This window comes from Winogradskyella ouciana (assembly GCF_965284585.1).
Lineage (GTDB): Bacteria > Bacteroidota > Bacteroidia > Flavobacteriales > Flavobacteriaceae > Winogradskyella > Winogradskyella ouciana.
On the sequence record NZ_OZ260095.1, the window covers coordinates 2,019,015 to 2,044,389 of the forward strand.

The 25,375-nt window shown below is 34.2% G+C and carries 24 protein-coding genes; 17 read left to right on the forward strand and 7 right to left on the reverse strand.

All coding sequences use genetic code 11. The features are described from left to right. Positions 1-10: 10 nt before the first annotated feature. The 7 genes from ACQ65V_RS08880 (at position 11) to gyrB (ending at position 6,798) form a co-directional block, all read left to right on the forward strand. Positions 11-778 carry a DUF6090 family protein gene (locus tag ACQ65V_RS08880; RefSeq protein ID WP_430467623.1) on the forward strand — a complete coding sequence of 256 codons (768 nt, stop codon included), beginning with the start codon at positions 11-13 and terminating at the stop codon, positions 776-778. Positions 779-885: 107 nt separating this feature from the next. Beyond that, positions 886-1,221: a hypothetical protein gene (locus ACQ65V_RS08885; protein ID WP_273292305.1), complete on the forward strand. Its 336-nt coding sequence runs from the start codon at positions 886-888 to the stop codon at positions 1,219-1,221. Between the two features lie 111 nt (positions 1,222-1,332). Continuing rightward, on the forward strand, positions 1,333-2,085 hold the full coding sequence (locus ACQ65V_RS08890) for a hypothetical protein (protein ID WP_430467624.1): 753 nt from the start codon (positions 1,333-1,335) through the stop codon (positions 2,083-2,085). Next, positions 2,078-2,833 (forward strand): DUF6090 family protein, encoded by a 756-nt coding sequence (locus ACQ65V_RS08895; RefSeq protein WP_430467625.1) that lies wholly within the window; start codon positions 2,078-2,080, stop codon positions 2,831-2,833. The genes ACQ65V_RS08890 and ACQ65V_RS08895 overlap by 8 nt, the downstream gene beginning before the upstream one ends. A 2-nt stretch (positions 2,834-2,835) precedes the next feature. After that, on the forward strand, positions 2,836-3,624 hold the full coding sequence (locus ACQ65V_RS08900) for a DUF6090 family protein (protein WP_430467626.1): 789 nt from the start codon (positions 2,836-2,838) through the stop codon (positions 3,622-3,624). 144 nt (positions 3,625-3,768) lie between these two features. Beyond that, positions 3,769-4,509 (forward strand): toxin-antitoxin system YwqK family antitoxin, encoded by a 741-nt coding sequence (locus ACQ65V_RS08905; RefSeq protein ID WP_430467627.1) that lies wholly within the window; start codon positions 3,769-3,771, stop codon positions 4,507-4,509. Positions 4,510-4,848: 339 nt separating this feature from the next. Next, positions 4,849-6,798, forward strand: coding sequence for a DNA topoisomerase (ATP-hydrolyzing) subunit B (gene gyrB / locus ACQ65V_RS08910; RefSeq protein ID WP_155089866.1), 1,950 nt, complete (start codon positions 4,849-4,851; stop codon positions 6,796-6,798). A gap of 111 nt (positions 6,799-6,909) precedes the next feature. On the opposite strand, the gene ACQ65V_RS08915 is transcribed toward gyrB, so the two are convergent. The 3 genes from ACQ65V_RS08915 to ACQ65V_RS08925 all read right to left on the reverse strand — a co-directional run bounded on the left by ACQ65V_RS08915 (position 6,910) and on the right by ACQ65V_RS08925 (position 9,559). Then, positions 6,910-7,503, reverse strand: a complete 594-nt coding sequence (locus ACQ65V_RS08915) for a porin family protein (RefSeq protein WP_430467628.1) — start codon at positions 7,501-7,503, stop codon at positions 6,910-6,912. A 28-nt stretch (positions 7,504-7,531) separates the two neighbouring features. Further along, positions 7,532-8,314, reverse strand: a complete 783-nt coding sequence (locus tag ACQ65V_RS08920; protein WP_430467629.1) for a membrane metalloprotease — start codon at positions 8,312-8,314, stop codon at positions 7,532-7,534. Positions 8,315-8,506: 192 nt separating this feature from the next. Further along, complete coding sequence (locus ACQ65V_RS08925; protein WP_412561464.1) at positions 8,507-9,559, reverse strand: hypothetical protein; 1,053 nt, start codon at positions 9,557-9,559, stop codon at positions 8,507-8,509. Positions 9,560-9,761: 202 nt separating this feature from the next. Between ACQ65V_RS08925 and ACQ65V_RS08930 the strand changes: the two genes are divergently transcribed. The 10 genes from ACQ65V_RS08930 to ACQ65V_RS08975 all read left to right on the forward strand — a co-directional run bounded on the left by ACQ65V_RS08930 (position 9,762) and on the right by ACQ65V_RS08975 (position 22,183). Further along, positions 9,762-10,283, forward strand: coding sequence for an RNA polymerase sigma factor (locus ACQ65V_RS08930; RefSeq protein WP_430467630.1), 522 nt, complete (start codon positions 9,762-9,764; stop codon positions 10,281-10,283). 56 nt (positions 10,284-10,339) lie between these two features. Next, positions 10,340-11,257, forward strand: a complete 918-nt coding sequence (locus tag ACQ65V_RS08935; protein WP_430467631.1) for a FecR family protein — start codon at positions 10,340-10,342, stop codon at positions 11,255-11,257. Beyond that, positions 11,244-13,778 (forward strand): TonB-dependent receptor, encoded by a 2,535-nt coding sequence (locus ACQ65V_RS08940; protein WP_430467632.1) that lies wholly within the window; start codon positions 11,244-11,246, stop codon positions 13,776-13,778. Before ACQ65V_RS08935 ends, ACQ65V_RS08940 begins: the two co-directional genes overlap by 14 nt. An 86-nt stretch (positions 13,779-13,864) precedes the next feature. Beyond that, entirely contained in the window at positions 13,865-14,881 is a 1,017-nt protein-coding gene (locus tag ACQ65V_RS08945; RefSeq protein ID WP_430467633.1) for a DUF6588 family protein, read from the forward strand. 129 nt (positions 14,882-15,010) lie between these two features. Continuing rightward, the gene (mdh, locus tag ACQ65V_RS08950; RefSeq protein ID WP_155089858.1) at positions 15,011-15,937 is read left to right on the forward strand and encodes a malate dehydrogenase; all 927 of its coding nucleotides are present in this window, start codon (positions 15,011-15,013) and stop codon (positions 15,935-15,937) included. 71 nt (positions 15,938-16,008) lie between these two features. Continuing rightward, on the forward strand, positions 16,009-16,923 hold the full coding sequence (locus ACQ65V_RS08955; protein WP_430467634.1) for a SecDF P1 head subdomain-containing protein: 915 nt from the start codon (positions 16,009-16,011) through the stop codon (positions 16,921-16,923). Positions 16,924-16,952: 29 nt separating this feature from the next. Then, positions 16,953-17,567, forward strand: coding sequence for a hypothetical protein (locus ACQ65V_RS08960; RefSeq protein ID WP_430467635.1), 615 nt, complete (start codon positions 16,953-16,955; stop codon positions 17,565-17,567). A gap of 148 nt (positions 17,568-17,715) precedes the next feature. Continuing rightward, a complete protein-coding gene (secDF, locus tag ACQ65V_RS08965) occupies positions 17,716-20,760 on the forward strand; it encodes a protein translocase subunit SecDF (protein ID WP_430467636.1) in 3,045 nt (1,014 codons plus the stop codon). 164 nt (positions 20,761-20,924) lie between these two features. Beyond that, the gene (locus ACQ65V_RS08970) at positions 20,925-21,320 is read left to right on the forward strand and encodes a hypothetical protein (RefSeq protein WP_430467637.1); all 396 of its coding nucleotides are present in this window, start codon (positions 20,925-20,927) and stop codon (positions 21,318-21,320) included. A 5-nt stretch (positions 21,321-21,325) separates the two neighbouring features. Continuing rightward, a complete protein-coding gene (locus ACQ65V_RS08975) occupies positions 21,326-22,183 on the forward strand; it encodes a hypothetical protein (RefSeq protein ID WP_430467638.1) in 858 nt (285 codons plus the stop codon). A gap of 20 nt (positions 22,184-22,203) precedes the next feature. Here the strand turns inward: ACQ65V_RS08975 and ACQ65V_RS08980 are convergent, their stop codons facing one another. The 4 genes from ACQ65V_RS08980 to cysS all read right to left on the reverse strand — a co-directional run bounded on the left by ACQ65V_RS08980 (position 22,204) and on the right by cysS (position 25,372). Further along, positions 22,204-22,701: a DUF192 domain-containing protein gene (locus ACQ65V_RS08980; RefSeq protein WP_430467639.1), complete on the reverse strand. Its 498-nt coding sequence runs from the start codon at positions 22,699-22,701 to the stop codon at positions 22,204-22,206. Beyond that, entirely contained in the window at positions 22,701-23,537 is an 837-nt protein-coding gene (gene lgt, locus ACQ65V_RS08985; RefSeq protein ID WP_430467640.1) for a prolipoprotein diacylglyceryl transferase, read from the reverse strand. Before lgt ends, ACQ65V_RS08980 begins: the two co-directional genes overlap by 1 nt. Positions 23,538-23,603: 66 nt before the next feature. Beyond that, positions 23,604-23,837 carry a membrane protein insertion efficiency factor YidD gene (gene yidD, locus ACQ65V_RS08990; RefSeq protein WP_430467641.1) on the reverse strand — a complete coding sequence of 78 codons (234 nt, stop codon included), beginning with the start codon at positions 23,835-23,837 and terminating at the stop codon, positions 23,604-23,606. A gap of 53 nt (positions 23,838-23,890) precedes the next feature. Beyond that, entirely contained in the window at positions 23,891-25,372 is a 1,482-nt protein-coding gene (cysS, locus tag ACQ65V_RS08995) for a cysteine--tRNA ligase (RefSeq protein ID WP_430467642.1), read from the reverse strand. Positions 25,373-25,375: the final 3 nt, after the last annotated feature.

Here is a 25,375-nt window from a genome sequence, read left to right on the forward strand (position 1 = left end):
AGGACAACCAATGATAAAGTTTTTTAGACATATACGTCAATCTATGATAAACCAAAACAGAACCAAAAAATACTTACTGTACGCAATAGGCGAAATCATCCTAGTGGTTATTGGGATTTTAATTGCGTTACAAATCAATAATTGGAATGAATCAAGGAAAAACAGTATAACAGAAGATGAATATTACTGTAGATTGCTCGAGGATTTTGAATTAGACCGCCAAAATATAAAGCGATTGTCTGAAGAATCAGACTATAAAATCAGAACCAGCAAAGCACTTCTTTTAGAATTGCCAAAAAAGGAAAAATCCAAAGAATACCTTATCGATAATTATATACAAGGCTTAAGAACCAACGCTTTTGTGCCTAGTAAAGTAACGATATTGGATATTACCTCTTCGGGTAAACTAAATCTCATTAAAAACGAATCGTTAAAAAAGACACTAATTAGATATTATGCAGAACTAGACAATCTCATATACCAACTAGATTTAAATAGAAACCATAGTATAGAACGCGCTTTTGCTTATGAAGATGATAACCAGGTAGGGTTTCAATATGCAGATTATGCCAAAGCATCCTTAGGAGATGAAATTATGGCTACTTTACCGATAGATAATTGGCACTTAGATGAAAATTCTAAGGTTTATAAACAATTTCAGAACGATCTTGTGTTTTTTGTGCTGATGAGCAATAGGGAAAAACAACATTTTCAAAAAATCCTTAACGAAATGCAACCAGTATATGAACAATTACAGAAGCTGTGTCATCATAATTGATTAAATTTAGTATTCATATAATCAATCAAATAGAATAGTATATATAATAATGTACTATTAGAACTAATGAGTAACATCAAATAAAAACCAATTAAAAATTTATAGTCATGAGCGAAGAACAAAATAAGTGGAGCAAAGAAGAATTGCAGACCTATATCCTTTTACTCTGCGCCAATGCAGATAATAATGAGTCTGAAGAAGAAATTAATATGATACAATCTAAAGTACCGACCAAAACATTTTTAAAAATATATGCTGAGTTTAAAAATGATTCAGAAGAAGAGCAATTAGAGAAAATAGAAAATGCAGTAAATAAAAATACCTACACGGAGATGGAGTTGGCAGCTTTTAGAAGAGAAATCTATCATGTGTTCTTTTCTGATTGTAATTTCACTATGATGGAGAAAAGACTAGATTGGACTTTAGATAATATTTTGTATTAACATGTTGATTTTTTTAATGGTTATGTATTCTCAATTTAGCAATGCGAAATAAAACAAGCGTAAGGTTTTTGATGACGGCAACTAACATTAGACTAAAAAATAGTTCAATATATGATTAAGTTCTTTCGTCATATCCGCCACTCATTGATAAATGAGAATAGAACCAAAAAATACCTTCTTTATGCCGTTGGAGAAATCATCCTAGTCGTTATCGGTATTCTTATTGCACTTCAAATAAATAATTGGAATCAAAACAGAATAAATAGAAATGCCGAAAAAGATATTATAAGAAAGTTAAACAAGGATTTTAAGATTAACAAAAAAGCTATAGAAGAAAATTTATTACGTCTCGAAAATCAAATGGATGCCAATAAGATATTGATGACTTTAATTGGCGCTTCTGATGAAGAACTTTCGGTTCATAATTTAGATAGTCTATTTAGCGTCAGCATGGGAGATAGTGATATTGCATTTGCTGATAATACTTTAAACAACTTAATACAAACTGACCGACTTACTTTAATACAGAATGAAGCATTATCCGATTTATTGTATCAATGGGGAGTTATCAAGGAGATAAGAGCCAAAAGGGTAGATAGAATAGATAATTGGGTCAATGAACAGTATTTACCCTATTTGCTTTCTAAAATTTCGTTTAAGGAAATGGATGCATACAGTGGTTTTGAATGGGCCGGAAAGTCTAAGGTAAAGCCTAGTTACTACTCGTTATTTCAAGAAATAAAGTTTGAGAATTTTTTAGATAATGTTTTGTGGTATAACCAAAAATTATTAGAGAGAAACTTGGAGACTAAAACTTTGATTAATGAAATTATAGTGCAAACAAAATCGTCTATTAATGATTAAATTCTTCCGCCAAATAAGGCATTCAATGATCAACCAGAACAGAACCAAAAAATATTTGCTCTACGCCATTGGCGAAATCATCCTCGTAGTCATCGGTATTTTAATTGCGTTACAGATTAACAATTGGAATGAGCAAAGAAAAATATTAAAATCAGAGAAGGAAATTTTAACCAATCTAAAAAGTGAATTGATTATCAACAGAGATCAATTAAGCACCATTCTCAATATTCATAAAAATGAATATCGGATAGGCCTAAAATTAATAAGTATGTTTAATACTGATATTTCTAATGGTACCGAATTGGAATTAGACTCACTTATCGGCAAAATAGAATCTGTTTATACTTTTGAAGCCAATGATGGCTATATCAAATCCCTTATCGCTTCAGGTAAAATAGACCATATTCAAAACAAAAAAATAAAAGGTTTTATAACGGCATTCGATGGTTTGGTCATTGATGCCACGCAAGAAACAGGAATGCTAGAAAGGTTGCTTAATGAGCGTTTTTGGCCTGCCGTTGACGGAAAAATAAATTCTTCCAACAGAATTAGACGTTACGAAGACTACACTGATTTCCCTAAAGGCTCTTACACATCGGATTATAAATGGTTTTTTAGTAATCGCGAATTAGAGGATATAGTGAGTAATATGACTAGTTGGAAGAACGCAATTATATTAGATGAACAAATCTTAAAAGAAAGCATAAACCATATGATACGGTTAATTACTAACGAATTGAACAATTAACAATGATTAAATTCTTTCGTCATATCCGACAATCTATGATCAACCAGAACAGAACTAAAAAATATTTGCTTTACGCCATTGGCGAAATCATACTAGTGGTCATAGGGATTTTAATTGCATTACAGATAAATAACGCCAATGAAGCCAGAAAGGAACGTACAAGAGAAGTGAATTATCTCAAAAATTTAAAGTCAGATTTAATTAGTGAAATAGATAACAATTCAGCGTTTGCAAAGTATAGGTATGAAAAAGCCAAAGCCTGCACAGTATTGCTCAACGCAAAAGAACCCACTACCATAGAGGATGTAGAGAAATATACAGATAGGTACGAACAAGTTTTCATTTGGAGCGTCTTTGTGCCCAACAACAATACATTTAAAGAACTCCTGAGTTCTGGTAACCTCAGTCTCATAAAAAATGATTCCATAAAAAATGCTTTGTTAGAATTGGATAAGCACTATGCGGCCATAGCCACAGGAGAAGAACATATGAGACGAGAACACCAAGACTACCTTTACGATCAAAACATAGAAAATATTGAGGCTTTGGGATTCTTTGATATGACGACACCTGCCTACGGTTTTCCTGAGCGATTAACTGCAGCAGATATCCCTGAATCCAAACACCAAAAACTGATTGAAGATGCCCAGTGGCAACATAATGACGAAATGTTTAAAAACGGTCTTCGCCTCGCCATGATGAACAATAGTTTTTTAGCAGGAATTCATAAAGATTTAGCGGAATTCATTAAGACTTTAATTTCATTAATTGAAGAAGAAATAGCAAGTTAACAGCAAATAACTATACCAAGCCAAAGATAAAACACACATAATCAAAAAGGTGCATATTCTGTTTTGATAAATTTATCTTATAATTGTATGTCAAGAGGCAAGAGCGGTTTGCTGTCTTACCTTTGATGCTTTAAATTTATAATTATGAAAAAGCAACTCATTTTTTTATTGTGTCTTTGCACAATTCAGACTGCCATTGGACAATTACGAGAGCTTAAACAAGCCGATATTAAATATGTTGAAGGTATATATTATCTCGCCGAAAATAATGCTTTAGCCGATGGTATTTTAAAAGATTGGTACGAGAATGGCCAATTAGGACTAGAGTGTACTATTGAAAATGGCGAATTAAATGGAAGTTATAAAAAGTGGTACGACAATGGACAGCTTTACTATGATAGTATTTATAAAAATAACAAGCCAGACCAACTCGAACGTGTATGGTATACCGATGGTCAGCTTTCTAAAAGTACCAATTATAAAAACGGTATTAAACACGGTGAAAGCAAAACTTGGTTTCCAAATGGTCAAATGAGAGGAAAAGTTAATTATAACCAGGGGAAGTTTGAAGGCGAATATAAAGTATGGTATGAAGATGGCCAGTTGAGGTATGATAGCTTTTATAAAAATGATAAAATGCATGGGCACTTTAAAAGCTACACGGCATCAGGCTACTTGGTTATAGATGCTATGTATGATAACGGAAAAGCGACTTTTGAAAAAGCTTACATGCCTGGTGGAAAAGATGCATTTAAGAGTTCTTTTACCGAAAAAACATTTAAAGACGGTGAGATGGTATCAAAGAAGGTGTTCTATGATTACAAACTATACTCAGAGACCCGTTATGTTAACGGAGAGCAAACATCCTACAAGACATTTGATTAATTTGATTGGTGCTGAAATATGAAAGACTTCAAAATCGAAGTAATTAAGGCGAAAAAAACATGAAATAATAGTAGTAATCAATTTAATAAAACCACGTATAAGCCACTTTTACTATTTTTCTTTTTCACTCGTATTAAAAATTCACTAAAATCAAATTTAAGACACTTTTTAGCCGTTTTAAGACACTTTTGGGTTTTTAACAATTGTTAATAATTAATGCTTCCAATCGATAAAAAGCTTTTAAAAAGGCTCATTATTTTGTATCTTTGATAGTACTCAAAAGAGACGCGTAGGCGTCTTTTTTTGTGACGTTATTTAGAACTAAATTTATTAAAAATAATGAGCGAAAAGAAAGAAGAATTTAACAAGCACAATTATTCTGCAGATAGTATTCAGGCACTAGAAGGTATGGAACACGTGCGTATGCGTCCTTCCATGTATATTGGAGACGTTGGTACAAGAGGTTTACACCACTTAGTGTATGAGGTTGTAGATAATTCTATTGATGAAGCTTTAGCTGGTCATTGCGATAATATTACCGTAACCATAAATGAAGATAATTCTATTACAACAGAAGATGATGGTCGTGGTATACCAGTTGATCTACACAAAAAAGAAGGCGTTTCTGCTCTAGAAGTAGTAATGACTAAAATTGGTGCAGGTGGTAAGTTTGATAAAGATTCTTATAAAGTTTCTGGTGGTCTGCATGGTGTTGGTGTAAGTTGTGTAAACGCTTTATCAGAACATTTAAAGGCAACTGTACATAGAAATGGTAAAATTTGGGAGCAAGAGTATGAAAGAGGAAAAACCATGTACCCTGTAAAGCAAGTTGGTGAAACTGACAAAAGAGGAACTATAGTTACTTTTAAGCCAGACCCAACAATATTTACACAAACCTTAGAGTATAGCTACGATACATTAGCAAGTCGTTTACGTGAATTGGCGTATTTAAATAAAGGTATCACTATTCATTTAATAGACAAACGTCACAAAAAAGAAGATGGAACATTTGAAGGCGAAACATTTCATTCTGAAGAAGGTCTCAAAGAATTTATCAAATTTTTGGATGGTAACCGTGAGCCATTGATGAAAGATGTCATTTCATTTGAGGGTGAAAAGAATGGTGTGCCAGTTGAGGTGGCTATGGTGTATAATACGAGCTATGCTGAGAATTTACACTCGTACGTAAACAATATTAATACACATGAAGGTGGAACGCATTTAACAGGTTTCCGTCGTGGATTGACCCATACATTGAAAAAATATGCGGACGAATCTGGAATGTTGGATAAATTGAAGTTTGATATTGCAGGTGATGATTTTCGTGAAGGTCTAACAGCCATTGTATCTGTAAAAGTACAGGAGCCACAATTTGAAGGACAGACCAAAACCAAGTTAGGAAACCGTGAGGTATCGGCTTCTGTAAGTCAGGCCGTTTCGGAGATGTTATCTGATTATTTGGAAGAACATCCTGACGATGCTAAAATCATTGTTCAGAAAGTGATTTTGGCTGCACAGGCAAGGCACGCTGCACAGAAAGCGCGCGAGATGGTACAGCGTAAAACTGTAATGAGCATTGGTGGTTTGCCAGGGAAATTATCTGACTGTTCTGAGCAAGACCCGGCAAAATGCGAAGTGTTCTTGGTCGAGGGAGATTCGGCAGGTGGAACGGCAAAACAAGGTCGTGATAGAAAATTTCAAGCCATCTTACCATTAAGAGGTAAAATTCTTAATGTTGAAAAAGCCATGACGCATAAGGTGTTTGAAAACGAAGAAATTAAAAATATCTTTACAGCACTTGGTGTTACTATTGGTACGGAAGAAGATAGTAAAGCGCTAAACCTTTCAAAATTAAGATACCATAAAGTAGTGATTATGTGTGATGCCGATATTGATGGTAGCCACATTGCAACATTAATTTTAACCTTCTTCTTTAGATATATGAAAGAGTTGGTTGAAAACGGTCATATTTACATTGCAACACCACCTTTATATTTAATAAAGAAAGGTGCAAAAAAACAATACGCTTGGAGTGATAAAGAACGTGATGCGATTATGAAGGAATTCGGCGATAATGCAAAAATTCAGCGTTATAAAGGTCTTGGTGAGATGAATGCTGAGCAACTTTGGGACACAACAATGAACCCAGAGTTTAGAACTATGCGTTTAGTACAAATAGACAATGGAGTAGAGGCAGATAGAATTTTTTCTATGCTTATGGGTGATGAAGTACCTCCACGTAGAGAGTTTATTGAGAAGAATGCTATTTATGCAAATATTGATGCATAATTAATATTCGTGATGATAAAAGTAAAAACCGCACATTTCTGTGCGGTTTTTTGGTTAATAGCACATTCCTCTTTCACTAAAAAGGAATATTTTAAATAGGGTTTATATTATTTAGAAATCAAAACCAATTGAGAATTGCCACATTTTATTTTTAGGGCTTCCCTCATCATAAATATCTCCTAAGCCTAAATGGTATCTCACACCTAAACTTACGCCAGAATCGGTTTTGAATCCTCCACCAAAGTTTACTCCCCAATCAAAACTGCTTGGCTCAAATTCTTGTGAGGTATCAAATAGATTAAAGTTACTGTCAAATTCTTCCTCATGAGAAATTGCCAAGCCAACTTGTGGACCAACTTCTAAGAAAAAGTTGTCGTCTGGATACATTTTAAACATCAATGGCATGTTAATATAGTCTAGCTTTTGCGTAAAAGTGCCACCATTATCCTCTATTTCGTAACCTTGTTGAGAATACATTAGTTCTACTTGTAGCGCAATGCTTTCCGTTAGAAATGATTCACCATAAAAACCAATATGGAAACCATGACGTTGTCCTGTTTCACTGTCCTCATCAAAACTTACAGCTGCCAGGTTATAACCACCTTTAATACCAAAGTTAGATGTGTTAGTGTTTGTATCGTCTTGTGCATTAATACTTAAAAATGCACAAAAAATCATTGAGATTGTTAAAATTCTTGTTTTCATCGTTTTTATATGTTTGGGTTAATTTTAATTATTTTCCTCCATTAGCTTGCAAATCTGCAATGCATTGGCTGTCGAGTTCTGGAGCAGAGGTCATGTTTAGCATGTCATCTAAGCCAGCTGATGATTCTGTTGCCCAGAACATTAAACAGTCTTCTACATCGCAATGTTTTGGGTGCTCGTCATCTTCATGATCTTCAACCATATCAGAACCTAAATTTGTTAAGCCGAAAATATGACCAAATTCATGATGGATAACTGTAGTTTCCAATAGCGTTCTGTTAGGTTCAAAAGTACTATTACTAAAGTTTTGTACGGTTTCTTCAAATATTACAAAAGATGTATTCCAATAGGCAGATCCTAAGGTTACATTATTGTTGGTATTGTTTTCTGATTCACCATCAATAAACAGTGCCCAAACAGCAATGGTATCTTCAGTATTATAGTTTTGTCTTTCCGCAATTTCTATATTAGCAATATCTTGTATAGAATATATCGTCTCACCAGGTGATGGAATCGATCGTTTTTCAACTGTAATTCCATTTGGTTTATGAACTCTATTTTGAAGAAAGTTCACAAAATTACTTACCGTAGTTTCGTTGGGTTCAAATCCTTCAACATAGACAAGTTCAACTATCATTTTACTATACGTGTTGCCAGATAGTAAATCATTGGCAGAACTACCAACGGCTTGTCTATTAAGGTTGACATCAATAGGATTATTTCCTTCGTCGTTGCCTGAAACGGAATCGTCTTTAGAACAACCAACAATAACTAATAGCAATAAAACTGTATATAAGATTCTGAACTTCATTTTTAAATTTTTGCAATAATATTAATGTTCTACGATTTAATTATATTGGTTGGTAATATTTTTTCAAACCAAATGCCCATACACTTGTCTATTGACAGATTATGGGCTTTTAGTAAGTGTAATTTTTTAAAAAACAGCCGCTGTTAACAACGGCTGTTTACCCTAACATACGTAACTAATGGCTATTTGGATTTAGATTTGGTCTAAAACCAAAGTCACGGCAGCATTAGTTGTACTTTGTAGTGCAATTGAGCTTTCAGAATAGCTTGTTACTTCCCACGTACCATTAAGCAATTCGAAAGTTGCATTTCCAGAAAATGTAAGGGAGAAAAATACATCCATCTCTGAAGTGACTTCGTATGTTCCTTGAACATCTTCTACAGTTGCATCAACTGTGTTTTCTGCAGTACAGGTTAAGTCATTTGCAAAGTCAATAGTGAATTCAGCATAATCACTGGCAGTATCTACACCAGCAGTTACAAAAGCTTCTACTGTAAATAAACCATCTACTAAAATATCTGTTAAGTTATCAGCTTCTTCTTCGGCTTCGTCCATCTCATCTTCAGTTGCTAAGCACTCATTAATTTGAGATTGCAAATCAGCATCACTAGAGATTTCTACTGTACCACTACCATTTAATGTAGCAGTAATAGGATAATTTACAGAGAAGAAAGCATCGTCTCCAAAATTATTTATATAACCGTATAACTGTTGTTCAGATTCAATAACAACACTACCTGTTTGCTCTAAATTAGCATCATAGGTTAAAATTGTTATCGGAAAATCAATATCTAAACAATTGATAGCATCTTCTGCTTGTTGCTCAGCATCTTCACATGCGTCCATTAACTGATCAAACTCGGTTTGATTTGCAATAACCACTTCCGTGTAGTTGCTAAGTCTTACTGTTAATGGAAATTGAAATTGTACAGAATCGTCATCGTTAGTAAACTCACCTAAAATGTCTAATACCAATTGATAATCAGATTGACTCACAATAGTTACTTGTTGGTCATTTACAGTTGCTGTTACAGGTAACAATACTGAAGAACAAGATATACCATCTAGAAAGTCGTCAAAGCTACCATCGTACATAGACGTACGTTCTAAATTTTGAGCTGTTGGTGAATCGGCCGAATTAGTATTTGGGTTATCACCATTTTCGTTATCTATTTCGTCTTGACAAGATGTAAATGCTAAAACTGAAACAAATAAAAGTGCGGTTAAGAATTTTAAATTTTTCATAATATTAAATTTTTGGGTTAAGATTTTTTCTTTATTCATGATTGCGATTATTCGCTTTCTATACTTAAGACGTTCATAACGCAATTTACCCTACCGAAATTTTAATTTTTTTTCTATAATGCCTCTAATGTATTGAATTACAAATGAATAAATTTGAATTTTTTTATTTCTATTTTTGCAGTGAATATTTGATGAATAGCAAATGGCAAGCCCAAAATCTAAACTTTGCGAGGAAGAGCATTTTAACGCGTTTTATTTAGAGCATATACAAGCAGTAAATAATTTCGCTTATTATAAATGTGGTGATAAGGCGACTTCATTGGACCTGGTTCAGGATGCGTTTTCAAAAATTTGGGAAAATTGCTCAAAAATAGATTTTAGTAAAGCAAAAACCTATCTATTTACCACAGTAAATAATTTGTTCCTAAATATAGTAAGGCATCAAAAAGTAGTTTTAACATATGCTAAAAAGTCTCCTTATTTAGATAGAACAAATCAGAACCCTGAATATTTATTGGAAGAAGAAGAGTTTAAGAATAAGCTTCAAACTGTTATTTCAGATTTAAGCGAAGAACAACGCGAAGTTTTTTTATTAAATAGAATTGAGGATAAAAAATACAGAGAAATTGCGGAAATGTTAGACATATCACAAAAAACAGTAGAAAAACGTATGTCTGGTGCACTTAAAATATTAAGAGAAAAATTAGATTATCAAAATATTTAAGAAAACCGTAGGGTAAAAACAAAACCGAGTGTCTTAAAGTTGAATAGCATAAAATAATGAACAAGGATAATGACATATTAAAATGGTTTAATGGTGAGATTTCTACTGAAGAGATCAAATCCATGTACCCAAATGAGGACTTTTCTACATTAGATAAGGCGGCATTTTATGCTAAACAGTTTGAAGTGCCTCAAATTGATGCAGAAAAGGCTTTGGCTGACTTTAAAACGAGATCGTTTAAGAAGGACGAGCCAAAAGTTATTCCATTAAACTATAAGACATTGTTAAGAGTAGCTGCTGTTTTAGTGTTGATGCTAACGTCTTCTTATTTTTTGTTTTTTAACGCTACAAAATCTTATTCCACAGACATTGCTGAGACAACTACATTTAATTTGCCTGACGATTCGGAAGTGATATTAAATGCAAAATCTCAATTATCCTACAATAAAAAAGATTGGAAAACAGAGCGTACGCTTACATTAGATGGTGAAGCCTTTTTTAAAGTTACTAAGGGGGAAAAATTCACTGTAAATACTGATGCTGGTTCAATACAAGTATTAGGAACACAATTTAATGTAAAGGAAAGGGCCAATTATTTTGAAGTAAAATGCTACGAAGGATCGGTAAGTGTGAGTTATAACGGTACATCTTCAGTTTTAAAACCTGGTAAAAGTGTAAGAGTAGTTAATGGCAAAATTAGTTCAGTTGAAGACTTTATAGCTCAAAATCCGGCTTGGCTGAATAAAGAATCTAGCTTTGCTAATGTGCCTCTTTGGCAAGTTATTGATGAGCTACAACTGCAATACGATATAAAAATTACAGTTGCAAAAGGTGTTAATACATCAGAATTATTCTCAGGAAGTTTTACGCACAATGATAAAAACGTAGCTTTACAGGCGGTAACAATCCCATTAAAACTCAGTTACAAAATAAATGGTAATGAAGTAGAGTTTTATAACTATGAAGCTAACTAGAATTCTTCATTTAATCATAATTCTGTTTTTCCCTCTGTTCATTTCAGCTCAGGAGAAAGCATCGCTTTTAGACCTAATCCCAGAAATAGAAACGAAGTTTGATGTTAAATTCTCGTACTCGGCAAATGAGGTGAAACCTGTTTTTGTAGAACGACTATCTGACACTGAAACACTTTCTGCTATTATCGATAGGTTTAATACAACGACCCTATTAAACTTTAAATTCTTAACTGAACGTTACATCACTATTTCGTCAATAGATAAAACGATTTCTGTTTGTGGAACCATAGTAACAGAGGTAAATGAACCGCTATTTGGAGCATCGGTTGTGGTTTTTAATACTACCAATGGCGCAGTTTCAAGTGAAAATGGTCAATTTTCGTTAAATGAGGTTCCTGTTAATGCTAAAATTGTGATTTCGTTTATAGGTTTTGAAGCTAAAGAGTTCAATGCAGTTGACCTATGGAGCCATAAAGAATGTAAAACTGTACAACTAAAGGAGCAATCCGAGTTACTCAATCAAGTGCTAATCACTAAATTTTTAACTACAGGCTTACAAAAAAGCATTGATGGGAGTACAGTCCTAAATACAGAGAAATTTGGTACGTTACCAGGTTTAATAGAGCCAGATATTTTACAGACCATTCAAGTTTTGCCAGGTGTTGAAAGCGTTAACGAAAGTATCGCCAATATAAATGTTAGAGGTGGCACAAACGATCAAAACCTTATGCTTTGGGATGGTATTAAGATGTACCACTCGGGCCATTTTTTTGGTTTAATATCTGCGTATAATCCATATCTGACTGAAAAAGTTGTGGTGTCTAAAAATGGTACGTCCAGTGAGTTTAGCGATGGAGTGTCTAGTACCGTTGATATGAAAACCAAAAACGAAGTCAATGATAAATTTTCCGGCGGATTTGGTGCCAATTTACTACATGCTGATGCATTTTTAGAAGTTCCTATAGGAGATAAGTTGGCATTCCATTTTTCAGGAAGACGTTCTTTTACAGATGTATTTACATCACCTACTTACGAAAACTATTTTGAACGTAGCTTTCAGGATAGTGAAATTGAAACCAATAGTGAAAGTATTAGCGATAGCAACCGAACTTCAGACTTTTCATTTTATGATTTTACAGCAAAACTATTGTTCGATCTTAATGATAATCATCAATTCAGGGCCAATCTAATAGGTATAAACAATGATCTTGATTATTCCGAAGTCAATACGAATAATTCCAATGAAACTGAATCGAAAACCAGTAACCTAAAACAAGAGAACCTTGGTTTTGGTGGTAGTTGGAAAGCCTCTTGGAGTGATAGATTTACAACACAATTAAGTGGTTATTACTCTAAGTATAATGTGGATGCCACAGATTTAAGGGTAGAAACCAATCAGCTACTAACACAGTCTAACGAAGTCCTAGAGACGGGTTTAAAATTTAAATCTGATTTTAGAATAGGCAAAACTTTGAATCTACTAAGTGGTTATCAGTTTACAGAGGTTGGTATTCTTAACGAGACAACGGTAGAAAATCCAGATTACGAACGTACTAAAAAGGATGTATTACTGAATCATGCTGGGTTTTTAGAAGTAGAATTTAACAATGGTAAAACCTATGTAAGGGCAGGTGTGAGAGGTAACTATTTTCAAAAATTCAGTAAGCTAATAGTAGAGCCGAGATTGAATGTCAGACAGAAACTATCTAACAGCTTTGCCGTAAAGCTTCAAGGTGAGTTTAAGAATCAATCCGCAACCCAGATTATAGATTTTCAAGATGATTTCCTTGGTGTAGAAAACCGTCGTTGGATTTTGGCAAATGAAGAAAATATCCCGATTTCAGAAAGCAAACAAGGTTCTTTCGGTTTAGAATATAATAGAAACAATTTCCTTTTTGATGTAGAAGGATTTTACAAACACGTTGACGGAATTACGGTTTCTAATCAAGGGTTTTATAATAATTTTCAATTCATAAATGCCATAGGAAGCTATGATGTTAAGGGAGTTGAGGCGATGATTAGCAAAACTGCGCAACAATTTAGTACTTGGTTGAGTTATACTTATAGTATTAACGATTACGAATTTAAAACACTGACACCTTCGGTTTTTCCTAACAATGTAGATATAAGGCACTCAGTGACTTTGGGCTTTAATTATAATGTGTTGCGAAATCTTGAAATGTCTGTTGGTGGTATTTGGAGGTCTGGACAACCCTTTACTAAACCCGTTGAAGGCAATGAAACAGTGCAGGATGGTAATAATACGTTTGTGAATTACGATACACCAAATAGTAATAACCTAGATGACTTTATGCGATTGGATGCTTCGTTGAATTATATTTTTAAGCTCACAAACAAAGTTAATACATCAATAAGAGTTGGTGTTATCAACCTGTTAGATAGAAAAAACAGTATTAACACCTATTACGAAGTAGATCCAGAAGATTCTAATAGAGCCGTTAAAATAGAAAATAAGTCTCTAGGACTAACTCCTAATGTAAGCCTAAGGTGTTCTTTTTAATCCGATTAAAAGCATAAAATAACGATAAAATACATTTTTTAATGTTATTTTAATATATTTGTTCCACGATAATAAACTTAACCACAATGAAAAAAATAGTATTATTTATAGCCCTTTGTATTTCGGTATCAGCCGCTAAGGCACAAAACGATATTGATGTATTACTTGCCGCAGGCGTTGAAGACGCAGAACGATTTGCAAATGATTATTTAGCGCCAGGAACCAATGGTATAATGTACAGTCTCAATGCCAATTGGTTTAATTCAGCAAAAGTAAAACCCTTAGGAGGTTTTGAAATTTCTGTTATTGCCAATGCTTCTTTGGTCAAGGATGAGGATAAAATGTTTAGTATGAATACTGCAGATTATAATAATGTACAGTTTGTACAAGGCCCAAGTGTACAAGATGTTGCGTCTGTTTTGGGTGAAAATGAACCAGATATATATGTTGAAGTAGAATATGACGATCCAATTTTTGGTTCACAAACCGTAGAATTGGAATTGCCACAAGGAATAGGTGATCAAAGTAAAAATTTATTGCCAACGGCCTTTGTCCAAGGTGCTATTGGTTTGGGAAGTGGTATAGAGGTGAAAGCACGTTACTTTCCAAAGGTTGATACCGACGAAGTAACATTTAACCTATATGGAGCAGGTTTACAATTAGAATTCACGGAATGGCTTCCTGCTGATAAACTTTGGCCAGTGGCATTATCTGCTTTAGTCGCTTATAACCATTTGGATGGTTCTTATGATATTACTGACTCTTCAGGTATTGAAGGTGAAAACCAAAGATTGGAAAACGATACCAATACGTGGTTATTTCAATTAGCGGTTTCTACAAAGCTTCCGGTATTTAATCTTTATGGAGGTTTAGGTTATATCACAGGTAAATCAGATTCTGATTTATTGGGGAATTACAGAGTTACCAACGGCCCTTTGACATCAGAAACCATAACAGATCCATTTTCAGTTTCAAGCGAAGTGTCTTCTGTAAGAGGAACATTAGGAGCAAAACTTAAACTAGGGTTTTTCAGAATAAACGCAGAATATCATCTCTCTGAGTTTGATGCCTTTTCTGTAGGTGTTAACTTTGGGTTTAGGTAAATAAGATATCACATCTTTAAAATATTGGAAAGCACAAGAGTAAATCTTGTGCTTTCTTCGTTTACCATTATTTTATTCGTAATTTTGCAATCGTTTTTAACACTAAGTTTCACATAAAAAATTATAAAAATGAAAGTTACAGTAGTTGGTGCAGGTGCAGTAGGTGCAAGTTGTGCAGAGTATATTGCTATTAAAAATTTTGCTTCAGAAGTGGTATTGTTAGACATTAAGGAAGGTTATGCAGAAGGTAAGGCAATGGACTTAATGCAAACCGCATCTTTAAATGGGTTTGATACCAAAATTACAGGAAGCACTAGCGATTATTCTAAAACTGCAAATAGTGATATTTGTGTTATTACTTCAGGTATTCCTCGTAAACCAGGTATGACGCGTGAAGAGCTGATTGGTATCAATGCTGGTATTGTAAAATCTGTATCTTCTAGCTTAGTGGAACACTCACCTAATACAATTTTAATTGTGGTGAGTAATCCAATGGATACAATGACCTATTTAGTACATAAAACTACAGACTTGCCAAAGCATAGAATTATTGGTATGGGTGGAGCCTTGGATTCAGCACGATTTAAATATAGATTGGCAGAAGCACTTGAAGCTCCAATTAGTGATGTAGATGGTATGGTAATTGGTGGACATAGTGACAAAGGTATGGTGCCATTAACATCCCATGCCACTAGAAACAGTATTAAAGTTTCTGAGTTTTTATCAGAAGAACGTCTTAACCAAGTAAAAGAAGATACTAAGGTTGGTGGTGCTACACTAACGAAGTTGTTAGGAACATCTGCTTGGTATGCACCAGGTGCTGCAGTAAGCGGATTGGTACAAGCCATTGCTTGCGACCAAAAGAAAATGTTCCCATGTTCTACATTATTAGATGGTGAATACGGATTAAACGACCTATGTATCGGTGTGCCAGTTATTTTAGGTAGAAACGGTATTGAAAAAATAGTTGACGTACCTTTAAGTGATGCCGAAAAACAACACATGGCAGAAAGTGCAGAAGGTGTTAAAAAGACAAATGGACTATTGGAATTATAAATTTCAATTTTATTATACGAATATAAAGACCACAGAAATGTGGTCTTTATTTTTTTAATTAATTTGACGGCATGAAAAAACTAACTATTCTTCTTGGGCTTATTCTAATATTTTCTTGTGGAAACCTATTTCATAATGAAAAACACGACATCACTTATGCTTTTGTAAATGCACAGGATGTTTCTGACTCTGAAAAGCAAACAACAGTTAAGGTAATTCAAAAACGATTAAGTAAATATTTAAGAAATGTTGAGGTGCGGCTGAATTCAAATGATGAAATTGTGGTAACCCTTGACTCTGGTTTTGATGTTGAAGGTGTAAATCAAGTGGTGGAAAATCAAGGAAAGCTAGATTTTTGGCCATGTGCTAAAAGTGATAAAATAATTTCTTTCATACTAGAAGCTGATAAAGTTATTGCAAATGATTCAGTTACAAAACCTTTGTCTTCTCTAGTACAAGGTATGGCTTATGATGGATTACCTACGTTTTCTGTAAAAGATACTATACAAGTAAGAAAAATATTGAACAATGAAAAAGTGCAAAATTTATACTTTGACGAGTTTAAGGATTTAAAATTCTTATTTGGATTACCAAATGATGGTTATGTAGAACTCTATGGTTTAGAATCCAATCAAAAGGAAAGGGCACCAGTTAATGATAGCCATATTATAGAGGCAAGACAAGACTATGATCAGATTGGTAGGCCAGCCATTAGTTTAAAAATGAATGAATACGGAGGTCACAAATGGTATCAGATGACAAATGATGCCTACCTTAATCAGACTAAAATTGCAATTACATTAAATGATATTGTTTATAGCGCACCAAGTGTTTCTTCTGGACCTATTACAGTTGGATCATCTCAAATATCTGGTAGTTTTACTTTAGAGCAAGCTATAGATTTATCAAATGTTTTGAGTTCACAACAGATGATACCCAAGCTAAAATTTACCAGCCTTAAAAAGTTAGAGGAAGAGGATTTATAATAACTACCTAAATTTCCTATATTTGCGGGATGAAATCCAAGTTGCATTTTGGTATTCTAATTATTCTATTGGCCTTTTTAGGGAGGTACATAGAAACTTCCGTCGCTCCTAATCAACAGATTGTTGTTCAGTTTTCCGATGCTGAGATTACCGAAAATGATGCTCAAAAAACTATTGAGGCCATTCAGCTAAAGCTTAAGGCTATTGGAGTAGAGCAGATACGAATTGGACAAGATCAAAATGGGCAACTCAAGATTACGTATTACAGTAATGCAGATGTTGAACAAATTCAAAGTATTCTCTCTGATGATGCAAGTTTTAATATTGCACATAATAGCAAAAAGGACCATTCCAATAATCTTCCTAAGCACAATAATCTAAAAGATTACCAACTCAATATTTCAGAAATTCAAGAAAGTGGTCAACCTACTCATTGGGACTTTGAAGGTGTTGAGGTTGTAGAGCTTAATCAAAAAAGCGATCGCTTTAAAAACCTTAAAGTTGATACCTCCGTTCCAAATATAGAAATGGAATTGACCAATTTATGGGTTAAGGTTGCACTTAGAACAAACATTACTACCACATTATTAGTAGATAACCACTCTTACAAAATTCCTGAAGTAAGGGCAGGACCTATAGCTTAAGGGAATAAAATCTGAAACATTCCCACTCTTTTCAAAATCGCTTTTATCAATTGAAAAGCAAAAAACTATTTATATAAAAATCAATTGTCTGATTAGGGTGTAAATTCTATATTTGCGCGTTAAAAATTAGACATAAAACAATAATAAAATGCAAAACAAAGGAATAATTAAATTGTTTGCACTCTTGTTTGGTTTGGTAAGTATTTACCAATTGTCCTTCACGTTTAAGGCCAACCAAATAGAAGATGAAGCCCAAATGGCTGCTGTAGCAAAATATGATGAATCGGTAGAGAATTATCAAGACTTAAGAGCACAAGCTGAGATTGATTACTTAGATTCATTAAAGACATCAAAAATTCAAGTAGGTGATGAATTTGAGCCTATTGAAGTATATAACTTAGGTTTGTCGCAATACACCTATAGTGAGGTTGAAAACAATGCCATGAAATTGGGTCTGGATCTGAAAGGTGGTATTAATGCCATTATCCAAATTTCTGTTAAGGATATTTTAAAAGGATTAGCTAATAACAGTAAAGATCCTGTTTTTAATAAAGCTTTAGCTGATGCTGAAGAACTACAGAAAGATGCACAAGAGTCGTATTTAGAATCATTTTTTAGAGCATTTGATGCCATAAAAGGAGATACCAAATTAGCGTCGCCTGATATATTTGCGAACCGAGATTTAAGTGACGACATAAAATTTGATATGTCTGATGATGAGGTGAAAACTGTATTAGAGCGTAAAATAGATGAGTCTATCGTTTCTGCTTTTGAAGTATTGCGTAATCGTATTGATGGTTTTGGTGTATCGTCTCCAAACATTCAACGTTTAGGTAACTCTGGTCGTATTTTAATTGAATTACCAGGTGCTAGAGATAAAAAGCGTGTTGTAGATATCATCACCAAAACAGCACAATTACAGTTTTGGGAAACGTATAAGGCAGAAGAAATGTTCCCATACGTTTTACAGGTTAACCAAGCCTTAGTAGAGGCTGCTCAAGAAGATTCAAAGGAAACAGCTGAAAACGCTGAGGTTGAGCAAGATTCTGTAACTAATACTATTGATGAATTAACGGGTCAAATAGAAACAGATTCAACTGACGTTGCCGATGTTAACCCACTAGGTATTCAATCTCCAGGTAATGGACCTGTGATTGCAAGATTCTTGGCAAAAGACAAAGAGGAAGTTATCGCAGCACTTAACGCGCCACAGAATAGAGCTCAGTTACCTGCAGAAATGCGTTATGCTAAATTTGTATGGGGAATACAAGAAAAGGATTCTGAATTTGCAGAGTTATATGCCATTAAAGGTAATAGAGATGGTGTGCCTCAATTGAGTGGTGCGGTGATTACGGATGCAAGACAAGATTACGACCAAATCAGTAGACCCGCTGTAAGTATGCAAATGAATGCTAAAGGTGCTAAGATTTGGGAAGAGATGACCAAAAAAGCAAACGAAGAAGATGGTAATATCGCTATTGTTTTAGATGATATTGTGTATTCTGCACCTGGTGTGTCTCAAGTAGGAGGTATTGCTGGTGGAAACTCTCAAATTTCTGGAGCGTTCTCACTAACAGAAGCAGTGGATTTAGCTAATGTATTAAGAGCTGGTAAATTACCTGCGTCTGCTGAGATCATTCAGGCAGATGAAGTAGGGCCTTCGCTTGGACAAGAAGCTATTGATAGTGGGATGAAATCATTCCTTATCGCCTTGGCTTTCGTATTGCTATGGATGATATTCTATTATGGTAAGGCTGGTATTTTTGCCGACGTTGCTTTATTGCTTAATATCCTATTGATTTTTGGTGTACTAGCAAGTTTAGGTGCCGTGTTAACATTACCTGGTATTGCTGGTATTGTTTTAACTATTGGTATCTCGGTAGATGCGAACGTACTTATATTTGAGCGAATACGAGAAGAGATTGCTAAAGGTAAATCGCAAAAAGAGTCTATTAAAGACGGTTTTGCTAATGCTTTATCTTCAATATTAGATGCAAACATTACTACAGGTTTAACCGCCTTAATTTTATTTGTATTTGGTACAGGGCCAATTAAAGGTTTTGCAACAACTTTAATCATTGGTATTTTAACATCGTTGTTCACTGCAATATTCATCACACGTCTATTAATTGACTGGTGGGTAAACAGAGGAGGAAAATTAGATTTCTCTACGGCAATGACCAAGAACCTTTTCAAAAATGTAAACATCAACTTCTTAAAGAAGCGTAAGATTGCTTATGTTATTTCTGGTGTTTTAATTTTAGCAAGTTTAGGTTCACTATTCACAACAGGATTAGACCAAGGTATTGATTTTGTTGGTGGTAGAACGTATCAAGTGCGATTTGAGCAGCCCGTAAGTACTGAGGAAATTTCATCAGTATTGAATGATCCAGCGGTATTCGGAAGTGCAGAGATAAAGACTATTGGTACAGCGAATCAGTTAAAGATTTCTACCAAATATAAGGTTGAAGATAACTCTGTAGAAGCCGATGAGGAAGTGCAAACTAAATTGTTTGAAGCTTTAAAACCCTATTTACCAGATGGCATGAGCTATGCTGAATTCCAAGATGGTTCTGGTGATGAAAAAATCGGTAAAATGCTTTCGAGTAAAGTGAGTCCAACAATTGCAGATGATATTAAGAAATCGTCGTTATGGGCAGTTTTAGGATCGTTGGTAGTTGTATTCCTTTATATCTTATTCAGGTTTAAGAAATGGCAATTCTCATTAGGTGCGGTAGCTGCTGTTTTCCATGATGTATTAATCGTATTGGGAATCTTCTCATTAACATGGAAGTTTATGCCATTCAGTATGGAAATTGATCAAGCCTTTATTGCGGCAATCTTAACAGTAATTGGTTACTCGCTGAATGATACGGTAGTTGTGTTTGATAGAATTAGAGAATTCTTAAATGAGCACACATCTTGGGAATTTGGTAAAACCATTAATGCCTCATTAAACAGTACATTAAGTAGAACATTAAACACGTCTGTAACGACCTTAGTGGTATTATTGGCAATGTTTATGTTCGGTGCAGACTCATTAAGAGGATTGTTATTTGCATTAATCATTGGTGTGTTAGTAGGTACATATTCATCTATGTTTATCGCTACACCATTAATGTACGATACGGCTAAAAAAGGTGATGCTGCAGAATCTTTAAAGAAGAAAGTAAAAGAAGAAGACGAGGAATAAGTCTGATAGATAAAGTTAACGTTACACCAAGCGCTGTCGACGTGTAATTATAAATAAAAATGCCTTTCAGAAATGAGAGGCATTTTTTTGTTTACGTACCGTTTTGTAGCTCATTTTATAAAAAGGAATACTATTTCCTTATTTTAGTGATTCAATTAAGTTAAATGGCAAGTACTTCAAAAACACTCTTATTGAAATATGGTATTCCCTGCGTTGCAGTTGTTGTTATAATGGTTCAGCTTTGTAATGTTCACATAAATAATTTGAGTAGATGGAAAGGTGGCGGTTATGGCATGTACACAGAAATACATTATCAGGGTAATCAAATCTATATAACAGGTATGTCTGTAGATTCTTTAATTGCTAACAACAGCATAAATGAATCATTTCGGTATCTGAAATTAATGCCCAATGAGAGAAACTTAGAGGAAGCTGCCAGGCAGGTCTTAAATTTAACTAATGAAGATAGTATACACATTCAAGTTTGGAAACCAACTATTAATTCAAAAGATGGTAAGTACACCAGAGTTTTATTAGAAGAACTTTATTATAAAAAATAAGAGCATTGAAAAAGTATTGGTCATGTATAGAAGAAAAATTGAGCAACCACATTACGTTGGCTATTCAGCTATTACTTTTAGTGCTTGGTACTTATGTTTTTATTATGGCTCAGAGACATGTTTTATGGAAGGTGCCATTGCTTTTTGCAGGACTATTGAGTTGGTTTTTGTTCCGTGATAAAATAAAATATCCAATTGTTTGGATAGTGCCTTTAATGTTTCTCTTCATTGACCTTGTATTTTCATATATATGGATGGCTAACCACCACTTTATGTTAGTTTTTATGGTGCTAGCGGTGATATTTTACACGTATCACAAGAGTCCTGATATTCTTCAAAAAAACATTCAGGTTCTTTTAGTTGTTGTAATATTAGCTTCTGTTGTTCAAAAACTAATGTCTAGCCAGTTTATGAGTGGCGAATTTTATTACTATATGATAAATAGAGGCACTCTATTCAGCTTTTTTATTAATTTCTTTCCAGAAAGTTTAGAGGTAACAAAAAGCAATTATGAACTCTTAAAGACGCTACACAATACAGACCCAAATATGGGCAAAAGTATTGTTATGAAAGATGTAATTCCAAACTTAGGTAAGATTAGTATAGTCTATGCATGGCTTACTGTTATCATGGAGTTTTCTGTAGCAATATTGTTATTACTTAAACCCAAAAGTGCATTAACGCATATCCTTTTTTCTATTATGATTCTAGGTATTTTATGTGCTAGATTTGAGACAGCGTTTATGGCTTTACTTGCTATATGTGGAATAATATTATGTAAAAATCAGAAGTTAAGGTTATTATTTACCTTGATTGTTATAGGATGTGTAACTCTAATAGTTACTAAAATAGGATATCATTAAGGTGATAAATTTTAAAATCGCTACAACGTTTTAAAATCTATCACATCACCAACATTAAGCATCCACTTATCTGAAAGGCCACCATTGATTTCCAAGACATATTTAGCAGGTGCATTAGAAGGAAGAGAAGTTTCATCAAATGGCTTTGCGTTTTTTTGAAAACTTACAATGGTCTTATCTTCGTTTATATAAATAATGTCAAGTGGAATCTTGGTGTTCTTCATATAAAAACTTCGCAATTGAGAATCTGGAAATATAAATAACATCCCTTGATTGGTGCCAAGTTCAGTTCTATACATTAAACCGGTTTGGGTTTCGTAGTCGTTATCAGCAATTTCAATATCCAAGGTTTTTACAATGGAATCAGAATTTGCTTTTATAATGTCTAAAGTGCCTTCCTTTTTAAAATTGAGGACAACCTTGTCTTCAGTTTTTGTTGTTTTCTCTTCTTTGCAACTAAAAGCAATAGTAAGCGCGATAGCTAATAACGGCCATATGAAATAATTCCGTAATCTCATTATTTCATCTCTTTTTTAGGCTTGTAAATAAACATAAAGTAAAGTCCAATCAATATAAATGGAATACTTAATAGTTGACCATTGTTAAGAATATCGCCAAAAAACGCGGCTAAATCTTCATCACCTTGCGGCTCCTTTAAAAATTCAACGAAGAACCTTACTGTCCAAAGTAGAACTAAGAATAACCCAAAAAGGAATCCTTGTTGTTTGGATTTGTTAGTTTTCCAATAGAAATATAAAAGGATTAAAAACACAAAAATGTAACAGAATGCTTCGTACAATTGTGCAGGATGACGTGCAAAATTTTCACTGTTTTGTAGAAATATAACTCCAAAAGCACTATCCGTTTTTATACCTACAATTTCAGAATTAATAAAGTTTCCTAGTCGCACAAATACCGCGCCTAATGCTACGGGAATAACCACGCGATCTAAAATCCACATCACAGACTTCTTCAATACCTTTTTGTTGTAGAGATACATGGAAATAATCATACCTATAGCTGCTCCATGACTCGCTAATCCTTGAAAGCCTGTAAACCGTATACCATCCTTAAAACTAAAAGGCAAAAAGATGCTAAAGAAATCTTCAGAAATTAATTCAGATTGATAAAAGATAACATGGCCCAATCTGGCACCAATCATAATACCCAATACGGAATAAATGAACAGAGAATCGAGTGAGTCACTAGATTCGTTTTCGTTTTTCCAAATACGCTTGGTAACGTAAAACCCTAAAACAAAGGCAATAATCCACATTACACTATAAAAATGCAGTTCAAAAAAGCCTAAATCAATAGATTTTATAGGGTCCCAAGGAGTTTGTAGTGAGTACATATGAGTTTGTCTTTATGCTGTAAATATACTATTTTGAATACGATTGAAAATGAGATTAACGTAATATTAATCCTCTTTTGGTGGTACTGGGTCGTAACCTTTTCCTCCCCATGGATGACAACTAAAAATACGTTTCAGTGCTAACTTCCCACCTTTAAAAAAACCATGAACCTCTAGTGCTTCTTTTGCATAATGAGAGCATGTTGGTTGATACCTGCATGTAGCAGGAGTAATTGGTGAGATTAGAGTTTGATAAACTTTGATGAGAAAAAGGAATGGATATGTAAAAACTTTTTTCATATTAGTAGTAAGCCCTTTCCTCTGATTCCGAAACATCGGAATAGGATAGGCCATTAATTAGTCGTAAACGTAGTGCCTTCCCGACTATCATTGAGCTGAATACCAACTTCAGCAAGTTCATCCCTGATTTTATCAGATAATGCAAAATCTTTATTTAATCGAGCCTCTTTTCTAAGCTTTATCAAAATCTCAACAGCCGCAGAAAGCTTGTCTGAACTAGAACTGTCTTTGTTAGCCGTCGTTAAACCTAAAATATCAAAGGTGAATGTATTGAGGGTGTTTTTTAGTAACTCCAAGTCATCCGAAGTAACAGTAGCGTTTCCACCTTTTATCTGATTTATAAACTTAGCAGCATCAAACAAATGGGCTATTAAAATAGGAGTATTAAAATCGTCATTCATAGCATCATAACATTTCTGTTGCCATGAAGACACATCAAATGAAGATGAGCTACTAGTTGTTAGTTTATCAATGAGGTTAATGGCATCCATCAATCTATGGAATCCTTTTTCGGCAGCTTTTAGGCCAGCATCAGTCAAGTCCAACACACTTTTATATGACGCCTGCATCATAAAGAAACGAACAACCATAGGGCTGTAGCCTTTAGACATTATATCATTGTCGCCAGATAATAGCTCAGCCGGATTTATATAGTTACCTGTCGATTTGCTCATTCGAGATCCATTAAGCTCTAACATATTGGCATGCATCCAGTATTTAACGGGATCTTGTCCTTTGGCAGCTTGGTTTTGTGCAATTTCACATTCGTGATGCGGAAATTTTAGATCCATTCCTCCACCATGAATATCAAATCGTTCTCCAAGATATTTGGTACTCATAACAGTACACTCTAAATGCCAACCAGGAAATCCGTCACTCCAAGGGGATGGCCAACGCATAATATGAGCTGGTTCGGCTCTCTTCCAAAGCGCAAAATCTTGAGGATTTTTTTTATCACTCTGCCCATCAAGCGTTCTTGTATTATGAATTAAATCTTCTAATTTGCGCTTGCTTAAAATGCCGTACGTATTGGATTCATTGTATTTGTGAACATCAAAATAAACTGAGCCATTAACAACGTATGCAAAACCATTATCTATAATGGTCTCTATTAATTCTATTTGTTCAATGATATGGCCTGTTGCCGTAGGCTCTATACTTGGTGGTAAAAAATTAAACGTATTAAGTACATTGTGAAAATCTACAGTATAGCGCTGTACAATTTCCATAGGTTCAATAGCTTCTAACCTGGCTTTTTTTGTAATCTTATCTTCACCAACGTCATCATCATTCTCTAAGTGCCCAGCATCAGTAATATTTCGTACATAGCGCACTTTGTAGCCTAAATGCTTAAAGTAACGAAAAATCATGTCAAAAGACATAAAGGTTCTAACATTACCTAAATGTACATTGCTATAAACCGTTGGTCCACATACGTACATGCCTACATGTCCAGCTGTTATTGGAATAAAACCTTCTTTTTCACCGGAAAGAGAATTGTAAATTTTAATGTGTTGATTTTCGTATAGAGGCATGTT

Coding starts and splice junctions, on each gene's coding strand:
- yidD (WP_430467641.1), bottom strand. CDS start 23,837: ATGAAAAAAGTTTTTACATATCCATTCCTTTTTCTCATCAAAGTTTAT.
- ACQ65V_RS08935 (WP_430467631.1), top strand. CDS start 10,340: ATGAACAAGGATAATGACATATTAAAATGGTTTAATGGTGAGATTTCT.
- secDF (WP_430467636.1), top strand. CDS start 17,716: ATGCAAAACAAAGGAATAATTAAATTGTTTGCACTCTTGTTTGGTTTG.
- ACQ65V_RS08970 (WP_430467637.1), top strand. CDS start 20,925: ATGGCAAGTACTTCAAAAACACTCTTATTGAAATATGGTATTCCCTGC.
- lgt (WP_430467640.1), bottom strand. CDS start 23,537: ATGTACTCACTACAAACTCCTTGGGACCCTATAAAATCTATTGATTTA.
- ACQ65V_RS08940 (WP_430467632.1), top strand. CDS start 11,244: ATGAAGCTAACTAGAATTCTTCATTTAATCATAATTCTGTTTTTCCCT.
- ACQ65V_RS08960 (WP_430467635.1), top strand. CDS start 16,953: ATGAAATCCAAGTTGCATTTTGGTATTCTAATTATTCTATTGGCCTTT.
- ACQ65V_RS08895 (WP_430467625.1), top strand. CDS start 2,078: ATGATTAAATTCTTCCGCCAAATAAGGCATTCAATGATCAACCAGAAC.
- ACQ65V_RS08920 (WP_430467629.1), bottom strand. CDS start 8,314: ATGAAGTTCAGAATCTTATATACAGTTTTATTGCTATTAGTTATTGTT.
- ACQ65V_RS08955 (WP_430467634.1), top strand. CDS start 16,009: ATGAAAAAACTAACTATTCTTCTTGGGCTTATTCTAATATTTTCTTGT.
- cysS (WP_430467642.1), bottom strand. CDS start 25,372: ATGCCTCTATACGAAAATCAACACATTAAAATTTACAATTCTCTTTCC.
- ACQ65V_RS08925 (WP_412561464.1), bottom strand. CDS start 9,559: ATGAAAAATTTAAAATTCTTAACCGCACTTTTATTTGTTTCAGTTTTA.
- gyrB (WP_155089866.1), top strand. CDS start 4,849: ATGAGCGAAAAGAAAGAAGAATTTAACAAGCACAATTATTCTGCAGAT.
- ACQ65V_RS08915 (WP_430467628.1), bottom strand. CDS start 7,503: ATGAAAACAAGAATTTTAACAATCTCAATGATTTTTTGTGCATTTTTA.
- ACQ65V_RS08980 (WP_430467639.1), bottom strand. CDS start 22,701: ATGAGATTACGGAATTATTTCATATGGCCGTTATTAGCTATCGCGCTT.
- ACQ65V_RS08890 (WP_430467624.1), top strand. CDS start 1,333: ATGATTAAGTTCTTTCGTCATATCCGCCACTCATTGATAAATGAGAAT.
- ACQ65V_RS08905 (WP_430467627.1), top strand. CDS start 3,769: ATGAAAAAGCAACTCATTTTTTTATTGTGTCTTTGCACAATTCAGACT.
- ACQ65V_RS08885 (WP_273292305.1), top strand. CDS start 886: ATGAGCGAAGAACAAAATAAGTGGAGCAAAGAAGAATTGCAGACCTAT.
- ACQ65V_RS08900 (WP_430467626.1), top strand. CDS start 2,836: ATGATTAAATTCTTTCGTCATATCCGACAATCTATGATCAACCAGAAC.
- mdh (WP_155089858.1), top strand. CDS start 15,011: ATGAAAGTTACAGTAGTTGGTGCAGGTGCAGTAGGTGCAAGTTGTGCA.
- ACQ65V_RS08880 (WP_430467623.1), top strand. CDS start 11: ATGATAAAGTTTTTTAGACATATACGTCAATCTATGATAAACCAAAAC.
- ACQ65V_RS08930 (WP_430467630.1), top strand. CDS start 9,762: ATGGCAAGCCCAAAATCTAAACTTTGCGAGGAAGAGCATTTTAACGCG.
- ACQ65V_RS08945 (WP_430467633.1), top strand. CDS start 13,865: ATGAAAAAAATAGTATTATTTATAGCCCTTTGTATTTCGGTATCAGCC.